14 protein-coding genes are annotated in these 22,829 nt (G+C 69.2%); 7 read left to right on the forward strand and 7 right to left on the reverse strand.

Features of this window, described 5'->3' with window-relative positions; translation table 11 throughout:
* Window positions 1-5 precede the first annotated feature (5 nt).
* The 5 genes from ACLQ22_RS30650 to ACLQ22_RS30670 all read right to left on the reverse strand — a co-directional run bounded on the left by ACLQ22_RS30650 (window position 6) and on the right by ACLQ22_RS30670 (window position 7,573).
* Window positions 6-1,241: a hypothetical protein gene (locus ACLQ22_RS30650; RefSeq protein ID WP_425695373.1), complete on the reverse strand. Its 1,236-nt coding sequence runs from the start codon at window positions 1,239-1,241 to the stop codon at window positions 6-8.
* The gene (locus ACLQ22_RS30655) at window positions 1,234-2,607 is read right to left on the reverse strand and encodes a phenylacetate--CoA ligase family protein (RefSeq protein ID WP_425695374.1); all 1,374 of its coding nucleotides are present in this window, start codon (window positions 2,605-2,607) and stop codon (window positions 1,234-1,236) included. The genes ACLQ22_RS30650 and ACLQ22_RS30655 overlap by 8 nt, the downstream gene beginning before the upstream one ends.
* A gap of 35 nt (window positions 2,608-2,642) precedes the next feature.
* Window positions 2,643-3,692, reverse strand: coding sequence for a Gfo/Idh/MocA family oxidoreductase (locus ACLQ22_RS30660; protein WP_425695375.1), 1,050 nt, complete (start codon window positions 3,690-3,692; stop codon window positions 2,643-2,645).
* Between the two features lie 848 nt (window positions 3,693-4,540).
* Window positions 4,541-5,791, reverse strand: coding sequence for a S8 family peptidase (locus ACLQ22_RS30665; RefSeq protein ID WP_425695402.1), 1,251 nt, complete (start codon window positions 5,789-5,791; stop codon window positions 4,541-4,543).
* A 327-nt stretch (window positions 5,792-6,118) separates the two neighbouring features.
* Window positions 6,119-7,573 carry an alpha/beta hydrolase gene (locus tag ACLQ22_RS30670; RefSeq protein WP_425695376.1) on the reverse strand — a complete coding sequence of 485 codons (1,455 nt, stop codon included), beginning with the start codon at window positions 7,571-7,573 and terminating at the stop codon, window positions 6,119-6,121.
* Window positions 7,574-8,119: 546 nt separating this feature from the next.
* Here ACLQ22_RS30670 and ACLQ22_RS30675 point away from each other — a divergent pair.
* From ACLQ22_RS30675 to ACLQ22_RS30700, 6 genes are read left to right on the forward strand one after another with little or no spacing between them, the layout of a single operon-like run.
* On the forward strand, window positions 8,120-15,220 hold the full coding sequence (locus ACLQ22_RS30675; RefSeq protein ID WP_425695377.1) for an amino acid adenylation domain-containing protein: 7,101 nt from the start codon (window positions 8,120-8,122) through the stop codon (window positions 15,218-15,220).
* Window positions 15,217-16,383 (forward strand): FAD-dependent monooxygenase, encoded by a 1,167-nt coding sequence (locus tag ACLQ22_RS30680; RefSeq protein WP_425695378.1) that lies wholly within the window; start codon window positions 15,217-15,219, stop codon window positions 16,381-16,383. The genes ACLQ22_RS30675 and ACLQ22_RS30680 overlap by 4 nt, the downstream gene beginning before the upstream one ends.
* The gene (locus ACLQ22_RS30685) at window positions 16,373-17,695 is read left to right on the forward strand and encodes a phthiocerol/phthiodiolone dimycocerosyl transferase family protein (protein WP_425695379.1); all 1,323 of its coding nucleotides are present in this window, start codon (window positions 16,373-16,375) and stop codon (window positions 17,693-17,695) included. The genes ACLQ22_RS30680 and ACLQ22_RS30685 overlap by 11 nt, the downstream gene beginning before the upstream one ends.
* A gap of 3 nt (window positions 17,696-17,698) precedes the next feature.
* A complete protein-coding gene (locus tag ACLQ22_RS30690) occupies window positions 17,699-18,577 on the forward strand; it encodes an SDR family oxidoreductase (RefSeq protein WP_425695380.1) in 879 nt (292 codons plus the stop codon).
* 9 nt (window positions 18,578-18,586) lie between these two features.
* Window positions 18,587-19,027, forward strand: coding sequence for a nuclear transport factor 2 family protein (locus tag ACLQ22_RS30695; RefSeq protein ID WP_425695381.1), 441 nt, complete (start codon window positions 18,587-18,589; stop codon window positions 19,025-19,027).
* A 57-nt stretch (window positions 19,028-19,084) separates the two neighbouring features.
* Window positions 19,085-19,819 carry an SDR family NAD(P)-dependent oxidoreductase gene (locus tag ACLQ22_RS30700; RefSeq protein ID WP_425695382.1) on the forward strand — a complete coding sequence of 245 codons (735 nt, stop codon included), beginning with the start codon at window positions 19,085-19,087 and terminating at the stop codon, window positions 19,817-19,819.
* 274 nt (window positions 19,820-20,093) lie between these two features.
* Here ACLQ22_RS30700 and ACLQ22_RS30705 read toward each other — a convergent pair whose 3' ends face one another.
* Window positions 20,094-20,546 (reverse strand): helix-turn-helix transcriptional regulator, encoded by a 453-nt coding sequence (locus ACLQ22_RS30705; RefSeq protein WP_425695383.1) that lies wholly within the window; start codon window positions 20,544-20,546, stop codon window positions 20,094-20,096.
* Between the two features lie 251 nt (window positions 20,547-20,797).
* Between ACLQ22_RS30705 and ACLQ22_RS30710 the strand changes: the two genes are divergently transcribed.
* Complete coding sequence (locus ACLQ22_RS30710; protein ID WP_425695384.1) at window positions 20,798-22,087, forward strand: GAF domain-containing protein; 1,290 nt, start codon at window positions 20,798-20,800, stop codon at window positions 22,085-22,087.
* Here the strand turns inward: ACLQ22_RS30710 and ACLQ22_RS30715 are convergent.
* On the reverse strand, window positions 22,084-22,647 hold the full coding sequence (locus ACLQ22_RS30715) for a hypothetical protein (RefSeq protein WP_425695385.1): 564 nt from the start codon (window positions 22,645-22,647) through the stop codon (window positions 22,084-22,086). The genes ACLQ22_RS30710 and ACLQ22_RS30715 overlap by 4 nt on opposite strands.
* Window positions 22,648-22,829 lie beyond the last annotated feature (182 nt).

Genomic DNA, 22,829 nt, shown 5'->3' on the forward strand with positions numbered 1-22,829 from the left:
TCTCGTCAGCGCAGGGGGAGGGCACGGATGCCGGCGTACGGGACAGGTGTGCCGTCGAGGTAGTTGGCACTCTCGAAGATCCCGATTGCCTCCATCGGCAACCGTGCGCCGGCCTCCGCTACGAAGACGCAGGGCAGGACGCGCTTCCGCTCGGCGGAACCCGGCTCGCCGACGCTCCGGATGTGCTTGTGCGTGTGGATGAGGATCGGGATGAAGCCACCGCCGAGGAAGCTACCGGACTGGAGAACCGCGCCGCCCACGCAGTCGACGACGCAGCCCTTGCCGAGGACGGCGTCTCGCCCCAGATAGAACAGGGAGGGAATCGCGTCCACCCCGTGCTCGACGTGGAAGACTCCCGCGCCGAGCCCGATGATGGCGCGTCCGCTGATCCGCAGGACGGCGCGGTAGAAGTCGATCAGCACCGGGCGAACGGTCGAATCCGGCAGCTTGAATTCCCCGCACAGCAGGACGACCCGCAGCAGCTCCGCGATCGTCAGTCCGTCACCGTCGGGACCCGGAACCGGGATCTGGTCCCACACGACCAGGTAGTCCCGGGGAACGGCGAGGCTACCGGCGATGTCCGCGCCGATCAGGCGCTCTGCCTCCGCCGACAGGTAGGCGTCCGCGGCCTCCGAGTCAGCCGTCGGAGGTTGTCCGCGCAGCCCGTCGATGATCCGCCGTGCCAGCCGAGACCGGGTCTCGGCGGTGAGGGCGGCGCTTGCGGCGCGGAGGAGCCGCAGGCGGTCGGCGACGGTTTCGGGGACGGCGAAGAGGTGGTCGATGCCGTCGGTGCGGCTCGCGAGTTTGGCCGGTAGGCCGCGGACCGGCAGGTCGACCGGCTTCGCCAGCTCCGTCAGCTCCGCCAGGTACTCGCCGGCGCCGGCCCCGACCAGACCAGCGGCGGCGAGAGCCCGGTAGTCGTAGGGCACCGCGGCGGAGTCGCTGGTCACCACCGAGAACAGCAGCCTGCGGTACTGATCCTCGTCGAGAGTGTCGGCCGCGATCTCCAGGGAGAGGTAAGGCCCATTGTCTCCCGGGCCGTGCACCCAGCTCTCACCGTACGGCTCCCGGAAACAGCACACGGACACGAAGAGGTCGTACGTTGTGGGGTCGGCGACAAGGGCGGTACGCAGCTCGTCGCGGACCGCCTTTCGTTCCCGGGCGCTGCCGTTCAGCGCGTCGAGGATGTCGTTGTTGGCCCTCAGCAGGGTGGGAAGGTCTGACAGCAGGTCATCAGGCATGTTGTACCTCGCTTCGGAATCGGGCGAATTTCGCGCCGGCGGTGTCGAAGGTCTGCTCCGCGCAGTCCACCGCCACTGGCACCGGCATTCCGGCCGCGATGTACCGGGCGACCGCGGCGAGTGCCTCCCGGCGCTGGGCGGCGCCGAGGTCCGGCTCGAGTTCCACCCGTAGCCGGAACTGCCGGTCGGAGGTCTGGGTGAGCTGGTACTCCAGGACTGCGGGGTGCAGCTCGAAGAGCTTCATATAGCGGGTGGGGGACAGCTTCGCGCCGCCACCCAGGTCGAAGATCTGGGTCGACCGCCCGCGCAACTCCCGAAGGACCGGTCCTGGCCGGCCGCACCGGCAGCCGTCCGCGAGCGTCACCGTGTCACCCATCCGGTATCGCACCAGCGGCATGCAACTGTTGGCCAAAGTGGTGATCACGAGTTCCCCGGTGGTCGCCGGGCGACCGTACTCGTCGATGACCTCGAACCGGTTGTGCACGGAAAGGTCGAGGTGCATCCGACCGTGCGGGCATTCGGAGCCGACGTACCCGGCCTCGCTGATCGCGTAGCTGCTCGTCACCGGGGATCCCAGGGCCGCACCCAAGGCGTGGCGCAGTACGTCGTCCAGCATCGCGCCACCGGAGACGACCAGCCGGGGACGGTACGACACGAACGGGCTCCGGCCGCCCCACCGGTCGAGCATCATGCGGAACAGGTTCGGCTTGGACGACAGCACCTCGGGCTGCAGGTCCTCGAGGAGCCTGCCCACCCGCTGCAGGGACGCCGGATCGTTGGGATCGATGTGGACCACCAGGGTGTGGCCGACCCCTTCCAGAGGGTTCCGGACGATCAACCCGCTCCCGCGACTGGGATTGTCGGTCAGGAACGCCGACAGCACGGGCCGGGTGCCCAGTCCGGTCAGCCCGGCGCGCATCATGATCTTGATCGGCTCCAGGTACAGCGACTGGGACATGAACTGCTGGCTGTAGGCGAGATCAAGGGGCGCTCCCGAGGTCCCGGAAGTCTTGTCGGTGTAGATGACGGCTGTCGGCTCCGCGAGGTGGTCGAACGGCCGGGGATGCCGCCGTAGCATCGGCTTCGTCAGCGTCGGCAGCTCGGTGAGATCCGTGGCGTCGTACTCGTCTCCGGCGTAGATCGGATGCCGCCGTACCTGTCGGGAGGCGGCCTCCGTCCACTCCCACGCGGGCGTTTCGGCGGTCAGCCGTTGGGCGAAGGTCTCCAGCACCGAGTGGAGGTGAGGCACATCAGGCAGGGAGTCCTCGTACTGTTCGTCGTCGCAGTTCAGTTCGGGATAACGCGCCAGCACCTCCTGGGTGCCGAGGCGACGTCGCAGGTGGGGGGGTGCGAAGAGTGAGTCCACCAGGAAGCCTCCGGCGTCAGACAGGAGCGATGTGCTCAGGCGATGTTGAGGGGTCGTCGGTCGTCGGTCAGCTGCAGCAAGTCGGCGAGGCGGGCCATGTGCCGGTGTTCGCTCAGGCGTAGCCGTGCGTCGTCGTGCGGGCCCGCGGTCGTAATGACCTCGATCTGCCGCAGCAGCGCACGTCGCAGATGGTTTTCGGCGATGTCGTGCCGCTCCGTCAGACCGCCCGCACGCACCTCCACGAGATGCTGGTTCTTGTAATTGGTGGTCCGGCCGTAGTGCGGTTCGAAAACTGCCGTCGCGGTGGCCCCTGACTGAAAGTCGACCGCTGCTACGCGGTACCGGAAATCTGAGCCGTATGGAATTGTGCAGCCTCGAAGATGCCTCTGCGGCTCTGCCGCCGTGATGTATCGAAGCCCGATCTCCGGGAAGCCGATGTCGCCGATGACGGATGAGTGGAGCGCGATGTTGATATTCGACGCCAGGGCCGTCTCCGCGTGCACCCCAGCCGTCGCGACATCGGGTAGCCGGTTAAGAAAAGAATCGAAATCCGGGCGTGGCAGAAGTGCCCGCAGGATGGACAGCATGTGGAACCACTCGTAGCCCACGTCGCCGTATACCTGGTCGACGAAGCGACCGGCGGCCATGTCCTTGAGGCGGTTCTTCGAGAATTCGACGGTGATTCGGCGGACCGGGTCGCTCGCCGACCTGCCGTGGGTCGCAGAGGCTAGCGCCTCGACGGTCGCGCTGTGCGCGTAGACGTCGTTGACCATCAGGCGGGCGTCCCGATATCGGGTGGCCAAGCCGATCAACGTGCTGATCTGGGCTGGATGGCAGGCTGGCTTCTCGATGAGGACCGCAGCCCCGGGTGCCTGCGCGAGGACCTCCTGGACGATCCCGAGGTGGGTGTCCGTCGGGGTCGAGACGATCCAGGCGTCGACCCTGCCGGGCTCCGACACCTCGACGACGCGCCGATGGTTACATTGGCCGTTGCTGTCCACGAATACGGTGTCGAGGCCGTGCTCGTGGAGATAACCAGCATAGCGGCGCCCAATGTTCCCGACGCCGATGATGGCTATTCTCATGTGGATCCCCCGTGAAACCCGCCCCTTCAATGGGCGGCTCGTGAAAAAGCCTGAGGTGGGCTTGGGCGGGATGAATCCCGCCCAAGCCCACGTCATTGTGCTCAGGCCGGGTTGGTCCGGACGATCGGCTTGACCTTCATGGAAATCACCCCCGTTTCCTTCCACCGGTCTTCCGCGACAAGGTGGTTTGCCAATCGAAGATTGACGTGAAGCGACACTAGCGGGATTCATTCGCCGCCGCTGCCCCGATGGCCTTGCGGCTGGTGATGCCGTGATGCGCCGTTACGATAAGTGAGGGCGAGGGTGGCCATGCCAGGATGAATGATCAGGTGTTTTGGGTCCGATCCGCAGATAGGCGGAAGTGGACCCTCGTCACAGAGCGCCCACGTCTGTTGTGATGCAGGTCACTTTCTGCTCGGGATCGCACCTCGGTCGCGTCCGTTTGGCCCGGCCCTCGTGGACGTGGGTGTCACGTGGATGCGATGGGGTGTCGCCGTCTGTGCCGGCTTTCCGTCGTGCCTCGGCCTCCTGGCCTGCGTCTTCGCCGTGGCTGCGGGCGATCATTGGCGGTGACGGTCGAGTGATCCACGTATCTGACTTCCGGCAGGTTCGAATCCCGCCGGGTACTTCGAAGATCAGCCACCCTTCCTGGTCGGTCGGAGGCACATCTTGGTCGGAGGTCGTCCTGAGCCCGCTGTTCCCCGCCGGTCGTGGACCGAACAAGGATTGATCTTGGTTCGTGGAGCGAGCGGTCGGTCGGGGCGACCCGGGCCGGCCCTGCGCGGCCTGCTCGCTCCGTTTCCGATGGCGAGCGCTGACCGCGTGGGCCGGCCGGTGGGAGGGCCAGGTCAGAGCGCCGGGGACAGGTGCAGGAGGCGGTTGGGCGAGCCGGCCCCCGGGTTGATCACGGCCGGGCTGGCGACGCTGAACAGGTAGCTGGCCACCTGGGCCGGTGTCCAGGTCGGGTTGTTGCTGAGCACCCGAGCGGCGACGCCGGCGACGAGCGGCGCGGCGTGTGAGGTGCCGCTGATCGTCTGGGTCGCGGTGATCGAGTTCCACCAGGCCGACGTGATGCGGTCGCCGGGAGCGAAGATGTCCAGGCAGGGACCGAAGTTCGACCAGCTTGCCCGGTTGTCGTTCGTCAACGTCGCGCCTACGGTCAGCGCGGTCGGCACCGACGCGGGTGAGACGGTGCAGGCGCTCACGTTCGAGTTGCCGGCCGGAACCGTTACCGTGATGCCGTCGGCGACCGCGTTCGTCACTGCGGTGTTGAGCGCGACGGTGGGGCTGGTCAGCACGCCGATGTTCGCCACGGCCGGCTGCCCGGCGGGGTGGTTGGCGATCATCCAGTTGATCCCGTTTATCAACATCGACAGCGTGCTCGGCAGGGCGCAGTCGAACACCTTGACCGCGACCAGCACGACGTTCTTGGCCGCCCCGTAGGTCGTCCCGCCGACGGTGCCGGCGACGTGGGTGCCGTGCCCGCTGCAGTCGTTGGCCGGGAGCGCGCCGTCGACGGCGTCGTAGCCGTACACCGCCTGGCCGCCGAAGTCGGCATGGCCGATCTGGATCCCGCTGTCCACGATGTACGCCCGGACCCCGGTCCCGACACTGGTGAAGTTGTAGGTACCACTGAGTCCCAGCGATGCGTCGATCCGGTCGAGGTTCCACGGCGCGTTCGTCTGGGTGGTGGCCAAGCTGGTCAAACGGTCCTGCTCCACGACCGCTACCGCCGGGTCGGCGGCCAGCCGGCGGGCCACCAGCTCCGAGGTCCGCACGGAGAAGCCGTTCAGCGCGTCGCGCCAGACCTGGTCCGGGCGGAAGCCGTACCGGTCGGCGAGGCGGGACACGCCAGCCTGCCGATCGCCGACCGTACCGCCGCTGTCCTTGAGGATGACCACGTAGCTGCCGGGCACGGGGGTGGCGTTGCCGGTGCCGAGGATCTCGCCGGTCGTCCCGGACCGCGGTTCGGTGGCGGGTGTCGCAGTGGCCGGTCCGGCAGCCACGGTGAGGAGCATGACCGTGGTGGCGAGCGTGGCCATGGCGGCCGTTCCGGCTCGACGCCCGCGGGCGAAGATCGTGTGGCGGTGGAGTCTCATCTCCCAGCCTCCCTTTGTTCCGGCCATTTCGGCGGGCGTACGACGCGCCGATTGAATGGTCCGAACGGTTTTGCTGGATCGTACAGTCGATATAAGGCCGGATTCCATCGTCGAATTCTGAATTCGATCGATGAAAGTCTTTTTCGGCATGGAGTGAGAAGAGTTCTGGCTCGATGTATCAGGGCTGCTTCCGGCGCCTCGACTGCGGCTGCTGCTGTCTGCGGGGCCGCGGGCAGCCTCGTCCTGGGCGCGGCGCCGGGCCTCGTCAAAATCGTGGCTGGGTCAGAGTCCGATGAAGCCCAACTGCCTCCGCGCGGCGCACAGACCTCAGCGGCGCACTGCGTACCGCGGCGCACGCACCGCTCCGATGTCGGCCCGCAGGGACATCGCCTGCGGCGACGTTGCGGTCGGGACGGGCTGCGGCAGGGCGTTGCAGGTCGCGTCAGGTTGGTTGCCGGGCTTGCGCTGCGGCAGCCTGCCCGTCGCCAGGTAGTCGGCGATGACGCTGGTGACGCACGGGTTGCCGTTGAACGAGTTGACGTGGGTGGTCTGGCCGACCTCCGCCAACAGCGAGCCGTTCGGGAAGCGGCGGCGCGCCTCGAGGCTGCCCTCGAACGGCGTGGCCGCGTCCAGCGTGCCACTGACGAACAGCACGCTCTTGACCTTCGAGCCGTCGACTTCGACCGGCTTGGAGACCTTGCCGGGCCAGAAGAGGCACGGCGCGTTGTACCAGGCGTTGTACCAGGTGGCGAACGGTGCGCTGCGGAACGTGCGCCAGTTGTCGCGCCGCCAGGTGTTCCAGCTGTGCGGCCACCGGGCGTCGGTGCACTGCACCGCGTTGTAGACCGCGTAGCCGTTGTCGTTGGCAGGGCGGAAGGAGCTCTCGTACGCCGCGACCATCAGCTCGGCGTCGGGGTCGTTGACGGAGCTGGCGAACAACTCGGCCAGGGTCGGCCAGATCCACTGGAAGTAGCCGGCGTACATGAAGATGTCGGTGAACTCGGCGGGGCCGACGACGCCGCCGGCCGGCGCCGTGCGCAGGTTGTTCTGCACTGCGTACCAGCGCTGCCTGACCTGGCCGGTGGTCTTGCCGAGGTGGTAGACGTCGTCGAACCTTGCCACCCACTCGAACCACAAGCGCAGGTTGCGTTCGAAGTTCACATCCTGATCCAGGCCGGTCCGGTACCAGACCTTGCGCGGGTCGATGTTGCTGTCGAGCACCATGCGGCGCACCGTCTCCGGGTACAGCGTGCCGTACACCTGGCCGATGTAGGTGCCGTAGGAGACGCCGTACAGGTTGACCTGGCCGACGCCGAGCGCCTTGCGGATCGACTCCACGTCCTTGACCGTGTCAAGCGTGGTCATGTGGTCCAGCAGCGCGCCGCCGGCCGCACGGCAGGCGTCGGCGTAGGTCTTCGATCGGTTGAGCCAGGTCTGCTCGATGTTCCGGCTCCACGGGACGTACTCCGGGCGTGGCCCGTCGAAGTAGTCGTTGTCGCAGGACAAGGCGGGCACACTGGAGCCGACGCCACGCGGGTCGAAGCCGATCCAGTCGTACGCATTCCCGACGCTGGAGGGAATGCATACTGCCGGCGACGTGCAGAGCCCGGAATTGCCGGGGCCACCAGGAAGGGACAGAATGACGCCCTGGTAGTCCTTGGCGGCTGCCGTCGACCTGATCCGCGAGACGGCGATCTGGATCTTCCTGCCGTTCGGCTTGCTGTAGTCCAGCGGCACGTCGAGCAGGCCGCACTCAGCGCCGACCCCTTGCGGGTCGGGCATCCCGCAGGGCTCCCATTTGATCTTTGCGGCCTTTGCCGTCTCCGCTCCGGGCGCCGCTGAGGCGCCGTTCGCCGCAGGTGCGACTGCCACCGTCGCCGCGGCGATGAGGAGGGCGAGGCCCTTCGCGATCTTTCGAGCCACAATTCCCCCTCATTGCAGAACTGGGCGCGTTCAGGCATCGGCTCGAGCCGAACAATGGAACGCTGCCCCCGTTTCGGGCATGCCAGAAGCGCACGGATTGCGCAGGACGCATCTCACCACCGAGCAGGACCCACTGTAGACCGGAGAACGGGCCGGTAATTCTCACAGAGTGCTGCGAGCAGTATCCGAAAACAGGGGCTCTGCCTGCGGCCGGGGGATCACCCGCACAGGTCCCGGTGCTCGCGTCTCACCTGGCCCAGCCATGGGCGCCACCCGCCGTGGACGGCGCGCTCGCCCACCTCAAGCCGGTCTGTCGCCCGCGACCGCGAGCCGCCGCATCGGCCTCCCGTAGTCCACGCACTTTGGAAGGTGCCGGCAGTCGATCACCTTCGGCAGTCTCGTGGCGTGGGTCTCTCCCATCGCATTCCCCTGACGGCTTACCAGTCTGAACTCTGGTTTGCCAGTTCGTTGCGTCCCGATCTTCCGCAGTTCAACACGCTTGTCTACGAGCGACTGACCGGAAAACTGGATCTGTCTCTCCTGAAAGCGTGTGTCGAGCGGGTCGTGCGGCGCAACGACGGGCTGCGGCTTCGGTTCGACGAGGCGAACGGGACGCCGTACCAGTGGGTGGATGAGGACGTCCCGGAAATCGAAGTCGTCGACCTGTCCGGTGACCGGGACCCCCGCCAGGCGTGCCTGTCGTGGATGCGGCGGCCGTTCTCCCGCGCGTACTCCCTGAAACGCTCCAGGATGTTCGACGTGGCTCTGCTCAAGGAGAGCGAGTCAAGTGTGTACGTCTACCTCAACGTGCACCACCTGGTGTGCGACGGGTGGGGAATCCATCTGCTGATCAGCCAGATCAGGGCGGAATACCAGCAGGAGTCGGCCGATCGGGCGCCGTCGTACCTGGATTTCGTGACGGAAGCGGGCCGTTACCTGAACTCCGACGAACGTGCCGCGGACATTGCGTTCTACCGCAAAGAGCTCGCTGGAGTCGAGCCGGCGTTGTTCACGAGGAAGGCGCCGGGTGGCTCGTACCGCACCGGCCGCCACACGTTCACCGTCGAACGGGCCCGGACCGGCGAGTACGGCTCGATGTTCGCCGTCGTCGCCGCCGCGCTGACGATCTACCTGTCCCGCATTCACCGCACTGACGACGTCGTCATCGGCGTCCCGCTGCTGAACCGGCGCACCGATGCCGAGCGGAACACCGTCGGGCACTTTGCCAACGCGATGCCCCTGCGGATGAACACCACCGGGCGGGAGACGTTTCGGGAGTTGGTGACGCGCCTTCGCGGCTCCACCCGAGCCATGCGCGCCCACGAACGCCTGCCGGCCGGCGAGCTGCTCCGGGAGCTCAGGCCTTCCGACTCCGGGCCGCGTCACCTGTTCGACGTGACACTGTCGTCCCTGCGGTGGCCCAGCTCCACGGAGATTCCCGGAGTGACACGGGAAACGATGGTGTACGGCCACGCCCACGAGACCGACGCGCTGGCGATCGTCGTCAACGAGTTCACGGAGGACGGCCCGGTCGTCATCGACATCGACTACGCCGCGGACGTGTTCGACGACGACTTTCCCATCGAGTCGCTCGCCGGCCATCTCACGACGTTGATCGGCAACGCGTTGGACGCGCCCGACGCACCGGTGTCGAGTCTCGCGATGCTGGCGCCGGCCGAGCACGCACGCCTCGTACAGGCGGCGAACCCGGCGCGGATCGGGTACCCGAGGCACCAGACGTTGCCCGGCCTGTTCGAGGAGCAGGTCGCGCGTACGCCCGACCGGACAGCGGTCGTGACCGGCGCCCTCACCTACGCGGAGTTGGACGCTCGCGCCAACCAGGTGGCCCGGGCCTTGCGGAAGGACGGGATCCGGCCGGACGACCGGGTGGCCGTGCTGATCGAGCGTGACGCGACGATGCTCACCGCCATCCTCGGCGTGCTCAAGGCCGGCGGTGCCTACGTGCCCATCGATCCCCGCTATCCGGCCGACCGCATCCGGTTCCTCATCGAAGACAGCGGCGCCAGGGTCGTGCTCGTATCCGGCGCGACACGGCCGCCCGCCGTGGACGCGGTGGTGCGCGACGTCGACGCGCTGACCGGCTCGCGAGCGCCGGTCGAGCCGGCGGCGACCGCTGACGACCTGGCGTACGTCATCTACACATCGGGCTCGACCGGAAAGCCCAAGGGCGTGATGGTGGAGCACCACTCGGTGGTGAACCGGTTGGTGTGGATGCAGCGGCGCTATCCCATCGGCGGCGCCGACGTGTTGCTGCAGAAGACACCCATTTCCTTCGACGTCTCGGTGTGGGAGCTGTTCTGGTGGACGCTCGCCGGAGCGGGGCTGGCGCTGCCACCCGCCGGCGCGGAGAAGGACCCGGAGGCGATCCTCGGCGCGATCGCCGCACACGGCGTCACCGTGATCCATTTCGTGCCGTCCATGCTCGGGCCGTTCCTCGACCTGATCGAGCGTTCGCCGCGACTGCGCGACTCCGCCGGCACGCTGCGGCTGGTCTTCTGCAGCGGCGAGGAGCTGACGCCGGGCAGGGTCGAGCAGTTCACCCGGATATTCGGTGATGGCGGCCCGAAGTTGGTGAACCTGTACGGGCCGACCGAGGCCACGGTCGACGTGTCTGCCTTCGACTGCCCGCCGGGGCCGGTGTCGCGGGTGCCGATCGGCCGGCCGATCGACAACATCCGGCTCTACGTCCTGGGTCGTCACGGCGAGGCTCAGCCGGCTGGGGTCGCCGGCGAGCTGTGCGTGGCGGGTGCCGGTGTCGCCCGGGGCTACCTGGACCGCCCGGAGCTGACCGGGGAGAGGTTCGTCGATGACCCGTTCCACCCGGGCGAGCGGATGTACCGCACCGGTGATCTCGCGCGCTGGTTGGCCGACGGCAACCTCGAGTTCCTGGGCCGTATCGACGGTCAGGTGAAGATTCGGGGCAATCGCGTCGAGCTGGGGGAGGTCCGCGACAGCCTTGCCACGTTCCCCGGTCTGCGCGACGCGATCGTGATCGACCACCGGTCCGAGGCGCGGAGCACCTGTCTCGTCGGGTACTACGTCGCCAGCGAGGAGGTAGACCCGGCGCGGCTCCGGACGCACGTGGCGAACACGTTGCCGGAGTTCATGATTCCCGCGTTCTTCGTACGGCTCGACCGGATCCCGCTGACGCCGAACGGAAAGCTGGACCGGTCCGCGCTCCCGTCCCCGGCCGCCGTGGACGTTCCGGACGAGTCGCCGCGCACCGAGATCGAGGCGGCGCTCGCGGCGATCTGGTCGGATGTGCTGGGTGTGGAGCGGGTCGGCATCCACCGGAACTACTACACCATCGGTGGTGACTCGATCCTCGCCCTGCAAGTCAGAGCCGAGGCCGAGAAGCGTGGGCTCTACTTCGAGCTGGCCGACCTGGTGCGGTATCCCACCATCGCCGCCCTGGCGCACCGCGTCTCGACCGAGGAGCTGACGGACTCGATCGCGGACCTGGTCCCGTTCCAGCTCGTGCCGACCATGGACAGGTCACGACTGTCCGGTGCGGAGGACGCCTACCCGGCGACGCAGCTCCAGCTGGGCCTGCTCTACCACGGCGCGGAACACGACGGATCCGCCGTCTACCACGACGTCTTCCGCTACAAGGTCCGGATGCCGTGGCACGAGGAGCCGTTGCGGGAGGCGTTCGACCGGCTTGTCGAGCGGCACCCGGTGTTGCGGTCCTCGTTCGACCTGGGCAGCTTTTCCGAGCCCCTCCAGCTGATCCACCCGCGGGCGCGCGGCGGGCTGGAGATAGCCGATCTCCGCGCGGCCGGGGAGGACGCCGCCGAGGCCGAGGTCACCGCGCACATCGAGCAGCGCTGCCGCCACCGGTACGAGTTCGACCGGGCGCCGCTGTACCTGATCCGCGCGCACGTCAGGCAGTCGGCGGTGGACCTCGTGTTCAGCTTCCACCACGTGATCCTCGACGGCTGGAGCGTCGCGAGCCTGATCAGCGAGCTGCTGCGCGACTACCTGCACCTGTCCGGCGCGGACATCGCACCGGTTTCGGCCGCCGCGCTGCCCTCGGCGGCGGCGTACGTGGTCGACGAGCGCCGCACCATCGAGTCGGCCGTCAGCAAGCGCTTCTGGCGCGAGACACTCGAGGGTGCCGAGCTGACCCAGCTCGACGGCTTCCGCCAGTATGAGCCGCCCGGTGACGACCAGCTGAACACCCGCTGGGTCAGCTTGCCGGACGGGCTCGACACACGGGTCCGGCAGTTTTCCAGATCGCACGAAGTTCCGGTGAAGTCCGTACTGCTCGCCGCGCACTGCCTGACGCTGCGGCTACTGTCCGGGACGGACGACGTCACCACGGGCCTGATCACGCACGGCCGCCCGGAGCGACCCGGAGCGGAGAGCATCGCCGGCCTGTTCCTCAACACCGTGCCGTTGCGGGTCGGCCCGGCGTCGGAGACCTGGCTGGGGGTGGTGGGCCAGGTCTACCGCCAGGAGCGGGAGATCCACCCACACCGGCGCTACCCGCTGCACGCCATCCAGAACGACCGGGGCGGCGCGCCGGTGCTGGAGACCGTCTTCAACTACGTCCACATGCACGTGCTCACGCCGATCTTCGAACTGCCCGGTGTCGAGCTGCTGGATTTCCAGACCCGCGAAGAAACGAACTTCACGCTGCTGCTCAACGCCGTCGTCAGCCCGACGGACGGGCACATCTCGCTGCGGGTGGACGCCGACGGCCGCACGATCACACCGGCCCAGACCGACCTTCTGATCGACTACTACCTCGCGATCCTGCGCCGGATCGTCGACGACCCGCACGGCGCGGTGGACTTCACGTTCCTGGCCGACCCGCCGGCCAAGCCGCTGCCCGCCATCGAGTCGTCGAGCGACATCGTGCGGCGCCTGGAAAGCCATGTGGCGCGCACTCCGGACGCCATCGCCGTGGCGCACGGGACCGAGCGCTGGACCTACGCCGAGTTCGACCGGATCGTCAATCGGGTGGCCTGGCGGCTGGTGTCGCTCGGCGCGGGTCCGGGCACGTGTGTCGGCATCGCCATGGACAGGTCGCCGGAGATGATCGCGACGATCTACGGCATTGCCAAGTCCGGTGCGGCGTGCGTGCCGATCGACGTCACCTACCCGCAGGAGCGGATCACGGCGATGATCGAGCAGGCCGCACCCGTGCGGATCGTCGCGCATGCCCCGCGCGCCGGCCTGATCGCGGATCCGGCCCTGCTCGTGACCTGGGAGTCGATCACGGAGGACGCCGATCCGGTCGCGCTTCCCGCGATCCATCCGGAAAGCCTCGTCTACATCCTGTTCACGTCCGGGTCGACCGGCACCCCGAAGGGGGTGGCACAGCCGCACCGCGCGCTGGACAACTATCAGGCCTGGCAGACGAACGTGCCCAGCGGCGCGGTCGGTGGCACGACCCTGCAGTTCGCGCCGCTCAGCTTCGACGTGTCGTTCCAGGAGATCTACACGACGATCAGCGGCGGCGGCACCCTGCGGATCATCGACGAGGAGCAGCGGCGAGACATGCGGAGCCTGCTGCGCCTGCTCGACCGCGAGGGGGTCGAGCGGATCTTCCTGCCCTACGTCGCCCTCCAACAACTCGCCGAGGCCGCGATCATGCTCGGCATCGTTCCGGGCAAGCTTCGCGTGGTGATCTCCTCGGGCGAGCAGCTGCGGGTCACGGCCGAGATCCGGCAGTTCATGGCCGCCCTGCCCGGCGCCATCCTGGAGAACCAGTACGGCCCGACTGAAACGCATCTCGTCACGGCGTACCCGCTGGCCGGCGACCCCGAGGAGTTCCCGAACCTGCCGCCGATCGGTCCGGTCATCAACGACGTCGAGCTCTACCTGCTCGACGAGCGGCTACGCCCGGTGCCGCGCGGAGTGCTGGGCGAGCTGTACTTCGGTGGAATCGCGTTGGCTGACGGGTATTACGGCCGGCCGGAGCTGACCGCGCAGCGTTTCGTCGCGAACCCGTTCGGCGAGCCGGGCAGCCGGCTCTACCGCACCGGTGACCTGGCCAGGGTGCTGCCCAGCGGAGACCTGGTCTGGGCCAGGCGGACCGACACCCAGACCAAGATCCGTGGCTACCGGGTGGAGCCGCTCGAGGTCGAGATCGCGATCATGGCTCTGGCGCAGCGCTTCCCGGGCATCCGCGAGGCCGCGGTCGTCGCGCGGCGGCGGGATGGCGCCGACTCGTTCCTCGCCGCGTTCCTGGTCGGTGACGCGGGTGCGGTCGACCTGAACGAGGTGCGTGCCCTGCTGCGTGAGTCGTTGCCAGACCATCTGGTGCCGTCGCACATCACCTGGCTGGACCGGATGCCGCTGACGCCGAGCGGCAAGCGCAACGACGCGGAGCTGCGCCGGATTCCGCTGGCTGCCGTCAGTGCCGCCGAGCAGGTCGCACCGCGCGACGCCTACGAGCGTTCGCTGGTGGAGATCCTCACCGAGCTGCTCCACCTGCCCTCGCTCTGCGTGCACGACAACTTCTTCGAGATCGGTGGTACGTCACTGACGGCGATGCGGCTGGTCGTGGTGCTGGAGAAGCGGTTCAAGGTGAGCGTGCCGCTCTCCGCGTTCGTCACCACGCCGACCGTCGCCGGGCTGGCGGCGCTGCTGCGTTCCGGCGGCGCCAGCCTGACCTACGACCCGCTGGTGCCGATCCGCGCGGGCGGAGACCGAACGCCGCTCTTCCTCGTGCATCCGCTGGGCGGCAACGTGCTCTGCTACGTGCGCCTGGCCAGGCACCTGCCGGCCGAGCAGCCGGTGTACGGATTGCAGGCGGCCGGGAGCGACCCCGGGTCCAAGCCGCTCGGGTCGATTCCCGAACTCGCGCGCTCCTATCTCGAGGCGATCCGGCGGGTCCAGCCGAGCGGCCCGTACCGCATCGGCGGCTGGTCCTTCGGCGGTGTCGTCGCCTTCGAGCTGGCGCGCCAGCTTCGGCGCGAGGATCCAGCGAGTGTCGAGCAGCTGATCCTGCTCGATCCCATCGCCCGCCAGCCGGGCACGCGCGACCCGGTCGCCGACCACGCCCTGCTGGAATGGTTCTTCTGGGAGCTGATCTGGCTCGAGCGCAGCGGCAAGGCACCCGTCGAGGCCATCCCGGACGGGCTCGCCGAGGAGGAGAAGTTCGACTTCATCATGGCGCGCGCGACCGCTTCCGGGGTGTTGCGGCCCGGCAGCTCGCGGGCGTCGGTACGCCGGCTGTTCCGGATGTTCTCCGCGCACTGGGAGGCACTCATGGCCTATGAGCCCGGGGTCCTCGACCAGGACCTCACCCTGGTCCGGGCCAGCGATCGGCTGCCGATGGTGCTGCTGCCCATGCACACCGCCGCCGGGACCCTCCACACCGACCCCGCGAACGGCTGGGCGAGACACACCAGCGGGCGCATCGACGTGATCGATGTGCCGGGCGACCACATCGTCCTGATGGAGGAACCCTACGTGGCCGAGGTCGCGCGGCGGATCGCCGAGGCGCTGGACAGCCGCGAGGAGGCGGCGTGAAGGCGATCATCATCGGCGCCGGCATCGGCGGCCTCGCGGCGGCGGCGAGCCTGCGCCGGGTCGGTGTCGACGCCGAGGTCTACGAACGGGCCGGCGAGCTGCGCCCGGCGGGGTCGGCACTCTCGCTCTCGATCAACGCGCGGATCGCCCTGCGTACCCTGGGAATCGAGCTCGACGTCGAGCGCCGGGGCAGCGTCTACTACAGCCTGGACTTCCGCACCGCCCGGGGCCGCCGGATCCGGCGGATCCCGTTCGGGCACATCGGCGACCGGCTCGGCGCGCAGAACGTCGCCATCCACCGCGCGGATCTGCAGCAGGCGCTGCTCGAACACCTCGACGCCACGGCGGTCCGGCTCGGCGCCACCGCGACCGGGTTTCAGGTGGACGCCGACGGCGTCCGGGTCGACTTCGCGGCCGGCGGTGTGGCGCGCGGCGACGTGCTCATCGGGGCGGACGGCTTCAACTCGGCGATCCGGCGGCAGCTGGTGGGACCGGAGGAGGCTCGGGAGCCGGGCTACGTGTGCTGGCTCGCCACCTTGCCGTTCCGACACCCCACCGTGACCGACGGGTACTGCGCCCACTACTGGGGCCGGGGACAGCGGTTCGGGCTCGTCGACATCGGCGGCGGGCGGATCTACTGGTGGGGCACCAAGAACGTCCCGGATGCCCGCGGGTGGGCCGGGGGCAAGGACGCGATCCTCCGCGCCTACGCCGGGTGGGCGCCGGAGGTGCGGGCCGCGATCGCCGCGACACCGGCGGCGGCCATCATCAGTGTGCCGGCCCAGGACCGTCCGTTCCTCGAGCAGTGGGGGACCGGGCCGGTGACGTTGCTCGGTGACGCGGCACACCCGATGCTGCCGAGCATGGCGCAGGGGGCCGCCCAGGCCGTGGAGGACGCCGTCGTCCTCGCGCGCCACCTCGGCGGCGCCGCCGGCGTGGACGAGGCCCTGCGGGGGTACGAGGCGGAACGCCGTGAACGGGCCAGGCTCATGGTGGACGTCTCGTCCGCGTTGAGCCGCGTCGAGCAGCTCGACCGTCCGGTCGCCAGCCTGCTGCGCGACCTCTACATGCGGTTCGTACCGCGATCGGTGATCGACCGCCGCAACGAGGCGGCGATGACCTTCGACGCACGATCGCTGGCGGTGCATGATCATGGTCATTGATGCCTCGGCCCGGGCCGTGCTTCCGGTGGTCCGCCGGCCGTTGAGCCCACTCGAGCGCTGGTACTGGATCGCCGACCAGGTGTCCCCGCTCAACGTCATCGCCCGCGTCAGGGTCACCGGCCGGCTGACCCCGTCATTGCTCCGCCAGGCGCTCGACGCGCTGCGGGTGCGCCATCCGTTGCTGCGTGTCGCGATCGAGTCCGGCGCGGACGGTCCCTGCTTCGTGCCGACCGATGCGCCCATCCCGCTTCGCCGGGTCGCGGGCACGGCCGACGACGACTGGCTTCGCCAGATCAACGAGCACGAGATGGTCCAGGCCGTCGACTGGCGCACCGGCCCGCTGTGCCGCACGGTCGTCGTGACCAACGACGACGTGCACGACCTGATATTGACGCTCCCGCACTGTATCGCCGACGGCACAACGGTGCTGTCCCTCGTCAAGGACTGGCTCACGCTCGCGGCCGGCCGTGGGTCGGACGTGCGCGAGCCCGGTCTGCCGGCCTGCGAGGAGATGTTTCCACGACGGCACCGTGGCCGGGCCGGTGCGCGTCGCCTGCGGTGGCAACGAAGTCGCGACGACCGCCGGCTGCGGCGCCTGCGGCCCGCCCGGGTGGAGCCGGGCGAGTTCGTCCCGTTCACCGCCCGCCGGACCCGCGTGGTGCACCGGTCGCTCTCGGCGGACCAGGTCGACGCGCTGCTGCGGGCCTGCCGCCGCGAGCGCACCACCGTGCACGGCGTGCTCGCCGCCGCCATGGTCGCCGCCGTGGCCGGCGACGGCCCGGAACGCCCCGCCGGCGTGGCGATCGGCTCGCCGATCAACTTCCGCGACGGGCTCGTGCCGCCGGTGCCGGACACCGCCGTCGGCACCTATGTCGCCACCGTCGGATCGCTCGTCCCGGTCGAGACGTCGCTCTGGTCGATGGCCAGGACCATCAGCCGGGACCTGGTCAGGCGTAAGCGCCGCGGCGAGCACTTCGGCATGGTCAACCTGGTCGGCGGCTCGTGCCCGATGACCGTCGAGGAAAGCGCGCCGCTGATCGAGTTCATCGAGACGCAGGGCCCGGTCAACCTCTGCATCTCCAACATCGGACGGTACGACTTCCCGGCCAGCATCGGGCCGTGGCAGCTCTCCGGCGCCCAGTTCCTCGCCGGCCTGTCGGTGTGCGGGTACTTCGTCGCCACGGTCAACACGAGTCATGACCGGCTCCACTGGAACTTCAGCTACGTCGAGGGCGGGCTGACGCGGGAGCGGGCCGTACGCCTCGTCGCGGCGAGCTTCGACGCGGTCCTCGCTGCGCTGAGAGAGGAGTAGGGCGTGTTCAGAAGGCGAAGACCGTTGTCACCGGACGGAAGGTCGGTCGTCATCACCGGTGCGTCCTCCGGGCTCGGCCGGGCCGGGGCCGTCCATCTGGAACAGGTCGGCTTCCGGGTGTTCGCGGCCGTACGGCGCACCGAGGACGGCAAGAAGCTCCTCGCCGAGTCACGGTACGACCGCATCTCCCCGATCATTTTGGACGTCACCAGGCCGGACGAGATCAGCTCAGCGGCCGACGAGGTGTCCGCCGCGGTGGGTTGCTCGGGACTGTGGGGTCTCGTCAACAACGCCGGCATCAGCGTTCCCGCCCCGCTGGAGTGCCTGCCGGCCGAGCAGCTGCGGCTGCAGCTGGAGACCAACCTGGTCGGTCAGCTCGCGGTGACCCAGGCGTTCCTGCCGCAGCTTCGCGCCCGCCGGGGCCGGATCGTGAACGTGACGTCCGGCCTTGGCCGCATCGCCCTGCCCTACCTCGGCGCGTACGCCGCCTCCCAGTTCGCCAAGGAAGGCATGAGCGACGCGCTGCGCCGCGAGCTCGCGCCGTTCGGGGTGTCGGTCTCGGTGGTCCAGCCGGGTGCGATCCGGACCCCGATCTGGGAGAAGATGGCCAGCGCCGGCCGAGACATCATGGCCACGGCCCAACGACGTGACCTGTACCAGGGATCGTTCGACCGATTCCTCGCGATCAACGCGCATCAGCTCGAGGTCTGCCGGACCACCCCGGACGACTTCGCCGCGGTGGTGGCCGAGGCCCTCACCGCGCAGCGGCCCAGGACCCGCTATCCGGTCGGCGCGGACATGCGCAGGACCCGGGTGCTGACCCGGCTGCTCCCAGACTCCGCGCTCGACAAGCGGCTGTCCCCACTTGTCTCGACCGACTGAGGAGGACCCATGAATGACCAGGAGATCCGTACGCGGGCGCAGGCGGCGTTCGCCCGGAACCTGCAGTACATCGAGGCCGAGAAGATCCGGGAATGGGTGGACCTTTTCACGCCGGACGGCGTGCTGGAGTTCGCCTACGGCCCGCCGGGTGTGCCGTACCGCTTCGCCGGCCACGACGCGTTGTACGAGCACATGAAGAACTTCCCGGAGCTGCTCCGGGTGCGCTTCGCCGACCTGGTCTTCCACGACACGGTCGACCCCGAGCTGGTGATCGCCGAGTTCCGGGCGGACGGCAAGGCGGTCCCCACCGGCCGCGCCTTCCACCAGACCTACATCTCGGTCGTGCGGACCAGAAACGGAAAGTTCGTCCACTTCAAGGACTTTTGGAACCCGTTGCCGGTCATCGAGGCGCTGGGGATGGACACGATCGAGCAGATCGACGCCGCATAGCCACCTGATCGGAGATCCCATGGTGTGGGAAGTCGCGGCCTAGGGGAAGGGGCACCAATGCGGTTGGCCGACAAGATCATTATCGTCACCGGCGGCACCCGAGGCCTCGGCCGGGCCATCGCCGAACAGTTCCACGCCGAGGGCGCGACCGTGATCTGCGCGGCCCGCAACCCCTACGACATCGGGGAGGTGGCCACCGATCGCCTTGTCTACCGTCGGGTCGACGTGACGGAGGAAGAGTCCGTCCGCCACCTCATGCGGACCACGGTGGATACCTTTGGACGCATCGACGTGCTGGTGGCCAACGCCGGCGTGAGTCGAGACGGCAAGATCGTCAGGCTCCCCCTCGACGACTGGGACACCACCGTCCGCACCAACCTCACGGGCGTGTTCCTCTGCACCAGGGAGGCAGCCGCCCACATGACCGCCCGTGGCGAGGGCAGGATCATCACGGTCTCCTCGTGCGTCGCGACCAAGCCCGTCCCTGGCGCCGCCGCCTACAGCGCCACCAAGGCCGCGGTGGAGGCCTTCACCCGCACCGCGGCCATCGAGCTCGGGCCCAAGGGTGTCACCGTCAACTGCCTGGCCCCCGGCTACATCAACGGTGGGATGGGTCGCCGGCTAGCCGCCGCACCCGAACGCTGGCAGCGCTACCAGTCCCGGCTCGTCCTCGACCGTCTCGGCACCCCGGAAGAGGTCGCCGCCGCCGCGATCTTCCTCGCCACCCCCGCCAGCTCCTACATCAACGGCCACATCCTCGAAGTCAGCGGCGGCCTGCGGTGGATAGCCTGACCGCCCGTCGGCACGTCCGGCTCGTCGCGTCGAACCGGTACCAGGCGTTGTCGCTCGCCGCGAACGCCGTCACCGCAGCGGTGCAGCACGTGGCGGCGACGGCCAGGCGGGAAAGAACGGGCCGCACCCGCTCGGACGTGCCGACAGCCTTCACGGGGCGGTGATCTCACCGCGAACGGGCAGCGCCGAGGGATCAGCAGCGCCGCATGCGGGTCCCGGATGCGGCGGTGGGCGCACATCGCTGGATCCGCGCTTCTCCACGAGAATGCTGGCGTCAGGTGCGCAGAGTGTGGCTGGGGCTGCTGCCGTAGGCGGCGCGGTAGTCGGTGCTGAAGCGTCCGAGGTGGGTGAAGCCCCAGCGTCTGGCGATCATGGTGACGGTGACACCGGTGCTCGGGTCGGCGGCCTGCAGGTCGCGGTGCGCGCGTTCGAGGCGGATCTGGCGGACGTACCGCATCGGGGTGGTGTCGTGGTGGGCGGCGGAACGCGAGTTGCAGAGCCCTGGGGCGCACGCCGGCCGCGGCGGCGACCTGTTCGATCGTGATCGGCTCGCCGGCGTTGTCGTCGATGTAGGCCACGGCGCGGCGTAACGACCGCGGAGAGAGCTCGCCGGCGGCCCGAAGGGCCGCGGCGTGCCCTTGGTCAAGCAGTCGGGCAAGGGCACCCGTCTCCCACCCGATGGCGGGCCTGCTCTACGCCGCCGCCGCGGCGGGCTGGCCGCAGACACCTACGGGGTCCGGGTCGCGTACCTGATGCTGGCCGTGCCCGTCGTGATCATCCCGCCGGCCAGCGCCCCGCTCGGCGCCGGAAGCGGCGCGGTAGCGCGCCTTCCCTGCCTTGCTCCGCCTGCCCGGGCCGGTGGGCCGCCGGTAAACTGCGCGGTGGCCTCAGTCGATTCCCTGCGCACTGTGGCCATCGTCAGCGACCGGCGCATCATCGATCGTTCCCCGCATCCGCGGACGAGAGGCGAACCCCAACATGACGGCGGTATCGGGCCAGCGGCCGACTGCTGCGGATCCGGCGGTCGCCGGGCAGGCAGCGGAGGACCTGCGGGCGTTGTTCTGGCAGTCCATCGCCGTCTTCGCGTCGCTCAGAGGGCCGGCACATCTGGTGGAGACGGCAAACCCGGCGTTCTTCTCCGCCATCGGCGAAGAACGGGCGCGTACCGGGGTCGCGATCGCCGAGCTGATGCCCGAACTGGCCGGTCAGGGTTTCATCACGCTGCTGGACCAGGTCTACCGCACGGGTGAGCCCTACACCGGCCGTGACGTCCGGGTGGTGCTGGGCGCCGGGCCACACGCGCGGGAGGCGTTCTTCGACTTCACGTACGAGCCGCGTCGGGACGCCGACGGTGCCGTGACCGGGATCCGTGTGATCGGGGTGGAGACCACCCAGGTCAAGCATGCCCAACGACTGATGGCCGAACATCGTGCCCTGTTGGAGCAGATCGCCCGTCAGGCACCCCTGACCGAGGTGCTCGACGGGATGGCTCGCTGTATCGAGAACCTCGCACCGCAGGAGATCCTCGTCTCCGTGCTGCTCGCCGATTCCGACGGCCGGCACCTGCGCCACGGCGCCGCGCCCAGCCTGCCCGACTTCTACAACGAGGCCATCGACGGGATCGCCACCGGTGAAGGCGTCGGCTCCTGTGGCACCGCCGCCCACCGGCGGGAACCGGTCGTCGTCACCGACATCGCCACCGACCCGTTCTGGGACGACTTCCGGGACCTGGCCGGCCGGGCCGGGTTGGCCGCCTGCTGGTCGACGCCGATCCTGGCCCGCGACGGCGGCCTGCTGGGTACCTTCGCCATGTATCACCGAACCCCACGCGTCCCGCAGGACACCGACCTCGCCCTCGCCCGGGTCTTCGCCGGCACAGCGGCCCTGGCCATCGAACGCCACCACATCGAGCAGGGGAAACTCGCCGCCGAAGCACGCGCCAAAGCGGCCCACGACGAACTGACCAAGGCGGTACGCGCGGAGCGGGAACTGCGCGCCGAGGCTGAGCAGCGCGCCGCCGCCGCCGCGGAACTCGCCGCCCAGATGCGGGCGGCCGCGGCCGCGCAGGCCGCCGCACCACACCCCGAGCACTGCCAACTCGGCGGCGTCCAAGGGTGCACCGCACCAGCCGAGATCAAGATCGCCGACTCGTGGGGCGACTCGGCGTGGGGCTGTTCCGTCCACGTCGAGGAAGCCATTCTCAACGTGCGTTCGGTCTTCATCGCCAGCGAGGCCCTCGGCGGCCTGGCGGCCTACCTCAACCGCTAGCCACGACCCCGGCAGGGCCGCCCGGTCAGGGTTTGGGCGGTAGCGCCGCTCGTTCTCATCGCCGTCGGCGCGCCGGGTGTCGACCTGGCACTGGCAACCGCGAGCGGGCTGACGGCACCGCGGATGACGCCACCGTTACCGGCGGAGGTTCCGGTCGGGTGGTAGTACAGGAAGTCCTGGTGGTCGGCGCCGGTGAAGCGCCCGGTGATGACCTGGGCGCCGTCGAAGTCGGTCGGGGAGTTGTTGCCGGTGACACCGGTGCCGCGCAGGCCGACGTTGCTGGCCGGGGCCTGCACCAGGCCGGTGCCGACGCCGGTCTTGTGGGACTTCACGCCGAGCCCGGACCAGACGCCGGAGCCGAGACCGGTGCCCGGACCGCCGACAGCGATCAGGTCGGGCACCCCGTCGCCGTCGAGGTCCTTGTCGACCGGGCCGGTGGTGACGGCGGGTGTGGGCCTCGGCGCGGCCTGGGCCGGCAGGGCCGGGGCGAGCGCGGTCATCGCGAGCGCGACCGGCGCGGTCCAGGCGAGCAGGCGACGGGCACTGAACGAATTCGTCAAAGGATTCCCCCGTGCGGTGAGTGGGTTGCCGCCCGGACGGTACGGGACGACGGCAACACCTCCCGCCATCCCGGACGTCAGGAACCGCACCTCGGTGACTGTTCTGGTGCGGCCGGTCGAGGCCGTCGACCGATCGACAAGACATCGACATGTTTACATGTGTCCATCGACTCGTGTATGAA

This window comes from Micromonospora sp. DT178 (genome assembly GCF_049841695.1).
GTDB lineage: Bacteria > Actinomycetota > Actinomycetes > Mycobacteriales > Micromonosporaceae > Micromonospora.

Bases quoted from the DNA above. Each gene is read 5' to 3' on its own strand.
- ACLQ22_RS30650 (WP_425695373.1), bottom strand. From the start codon at position 1,241: ATGCCTGATGACCTGCTGTCAGACCTTCCCACCCTGCTGAGGGCCAAC.
- ACLQ22_RS30710 (WP_425695384.1), top strand. From the start codon at position 20,798: ATGACGGCGGTATCGGGCCAGCGGCCGACTGCTGCGGATCCGGCGGTC.
- ACLQ22_RS30695 (WP_425695381.1), top strand. From the start codon at position 18,587: ATGAATGACCAGGAGATCCGTACGCGGGCGCAGGCGGCGTTCGCCCGG.
- ACLQ22_RS30700 (WP_425695382.1), top strand. From the start codon at position 19,085: ATGCGGTTGGCCGACAAGATCATTATCGTCACCGGCGGCACCCGAGGC.
- ACLQ22_RS30685 (WP_425695379.1), top strand. From the start codon at position 16,373: ATGGTCATTGATGCCTCGGCCCGGGCCGTGCTTCCGGTGGTCCGCCGG.
- ACLQ22_RS30670 (WP_425695376.1), bottom strand. From the start codon at position 7,573: ATGCCCGACCCGCAAGGGGTCGGCGCTGAGTGCGGCCTGCTCGACGTG.
- ACLQ22_RS30660 (WP_425695375.1), bottom strand. From the start codon at position 3,692: ATGAGAATAGCCATCATCGGCGTCGGGAACATTGGGCGCCGCTATGCT.
- ACLQ22_RS30665 (WP_425695402.1), bottom strand. From the start codon at position 5,791: ATGAGACTCCACCGCCACACGATCTTCGCCCGCGGGCGTCGAGCCGGA.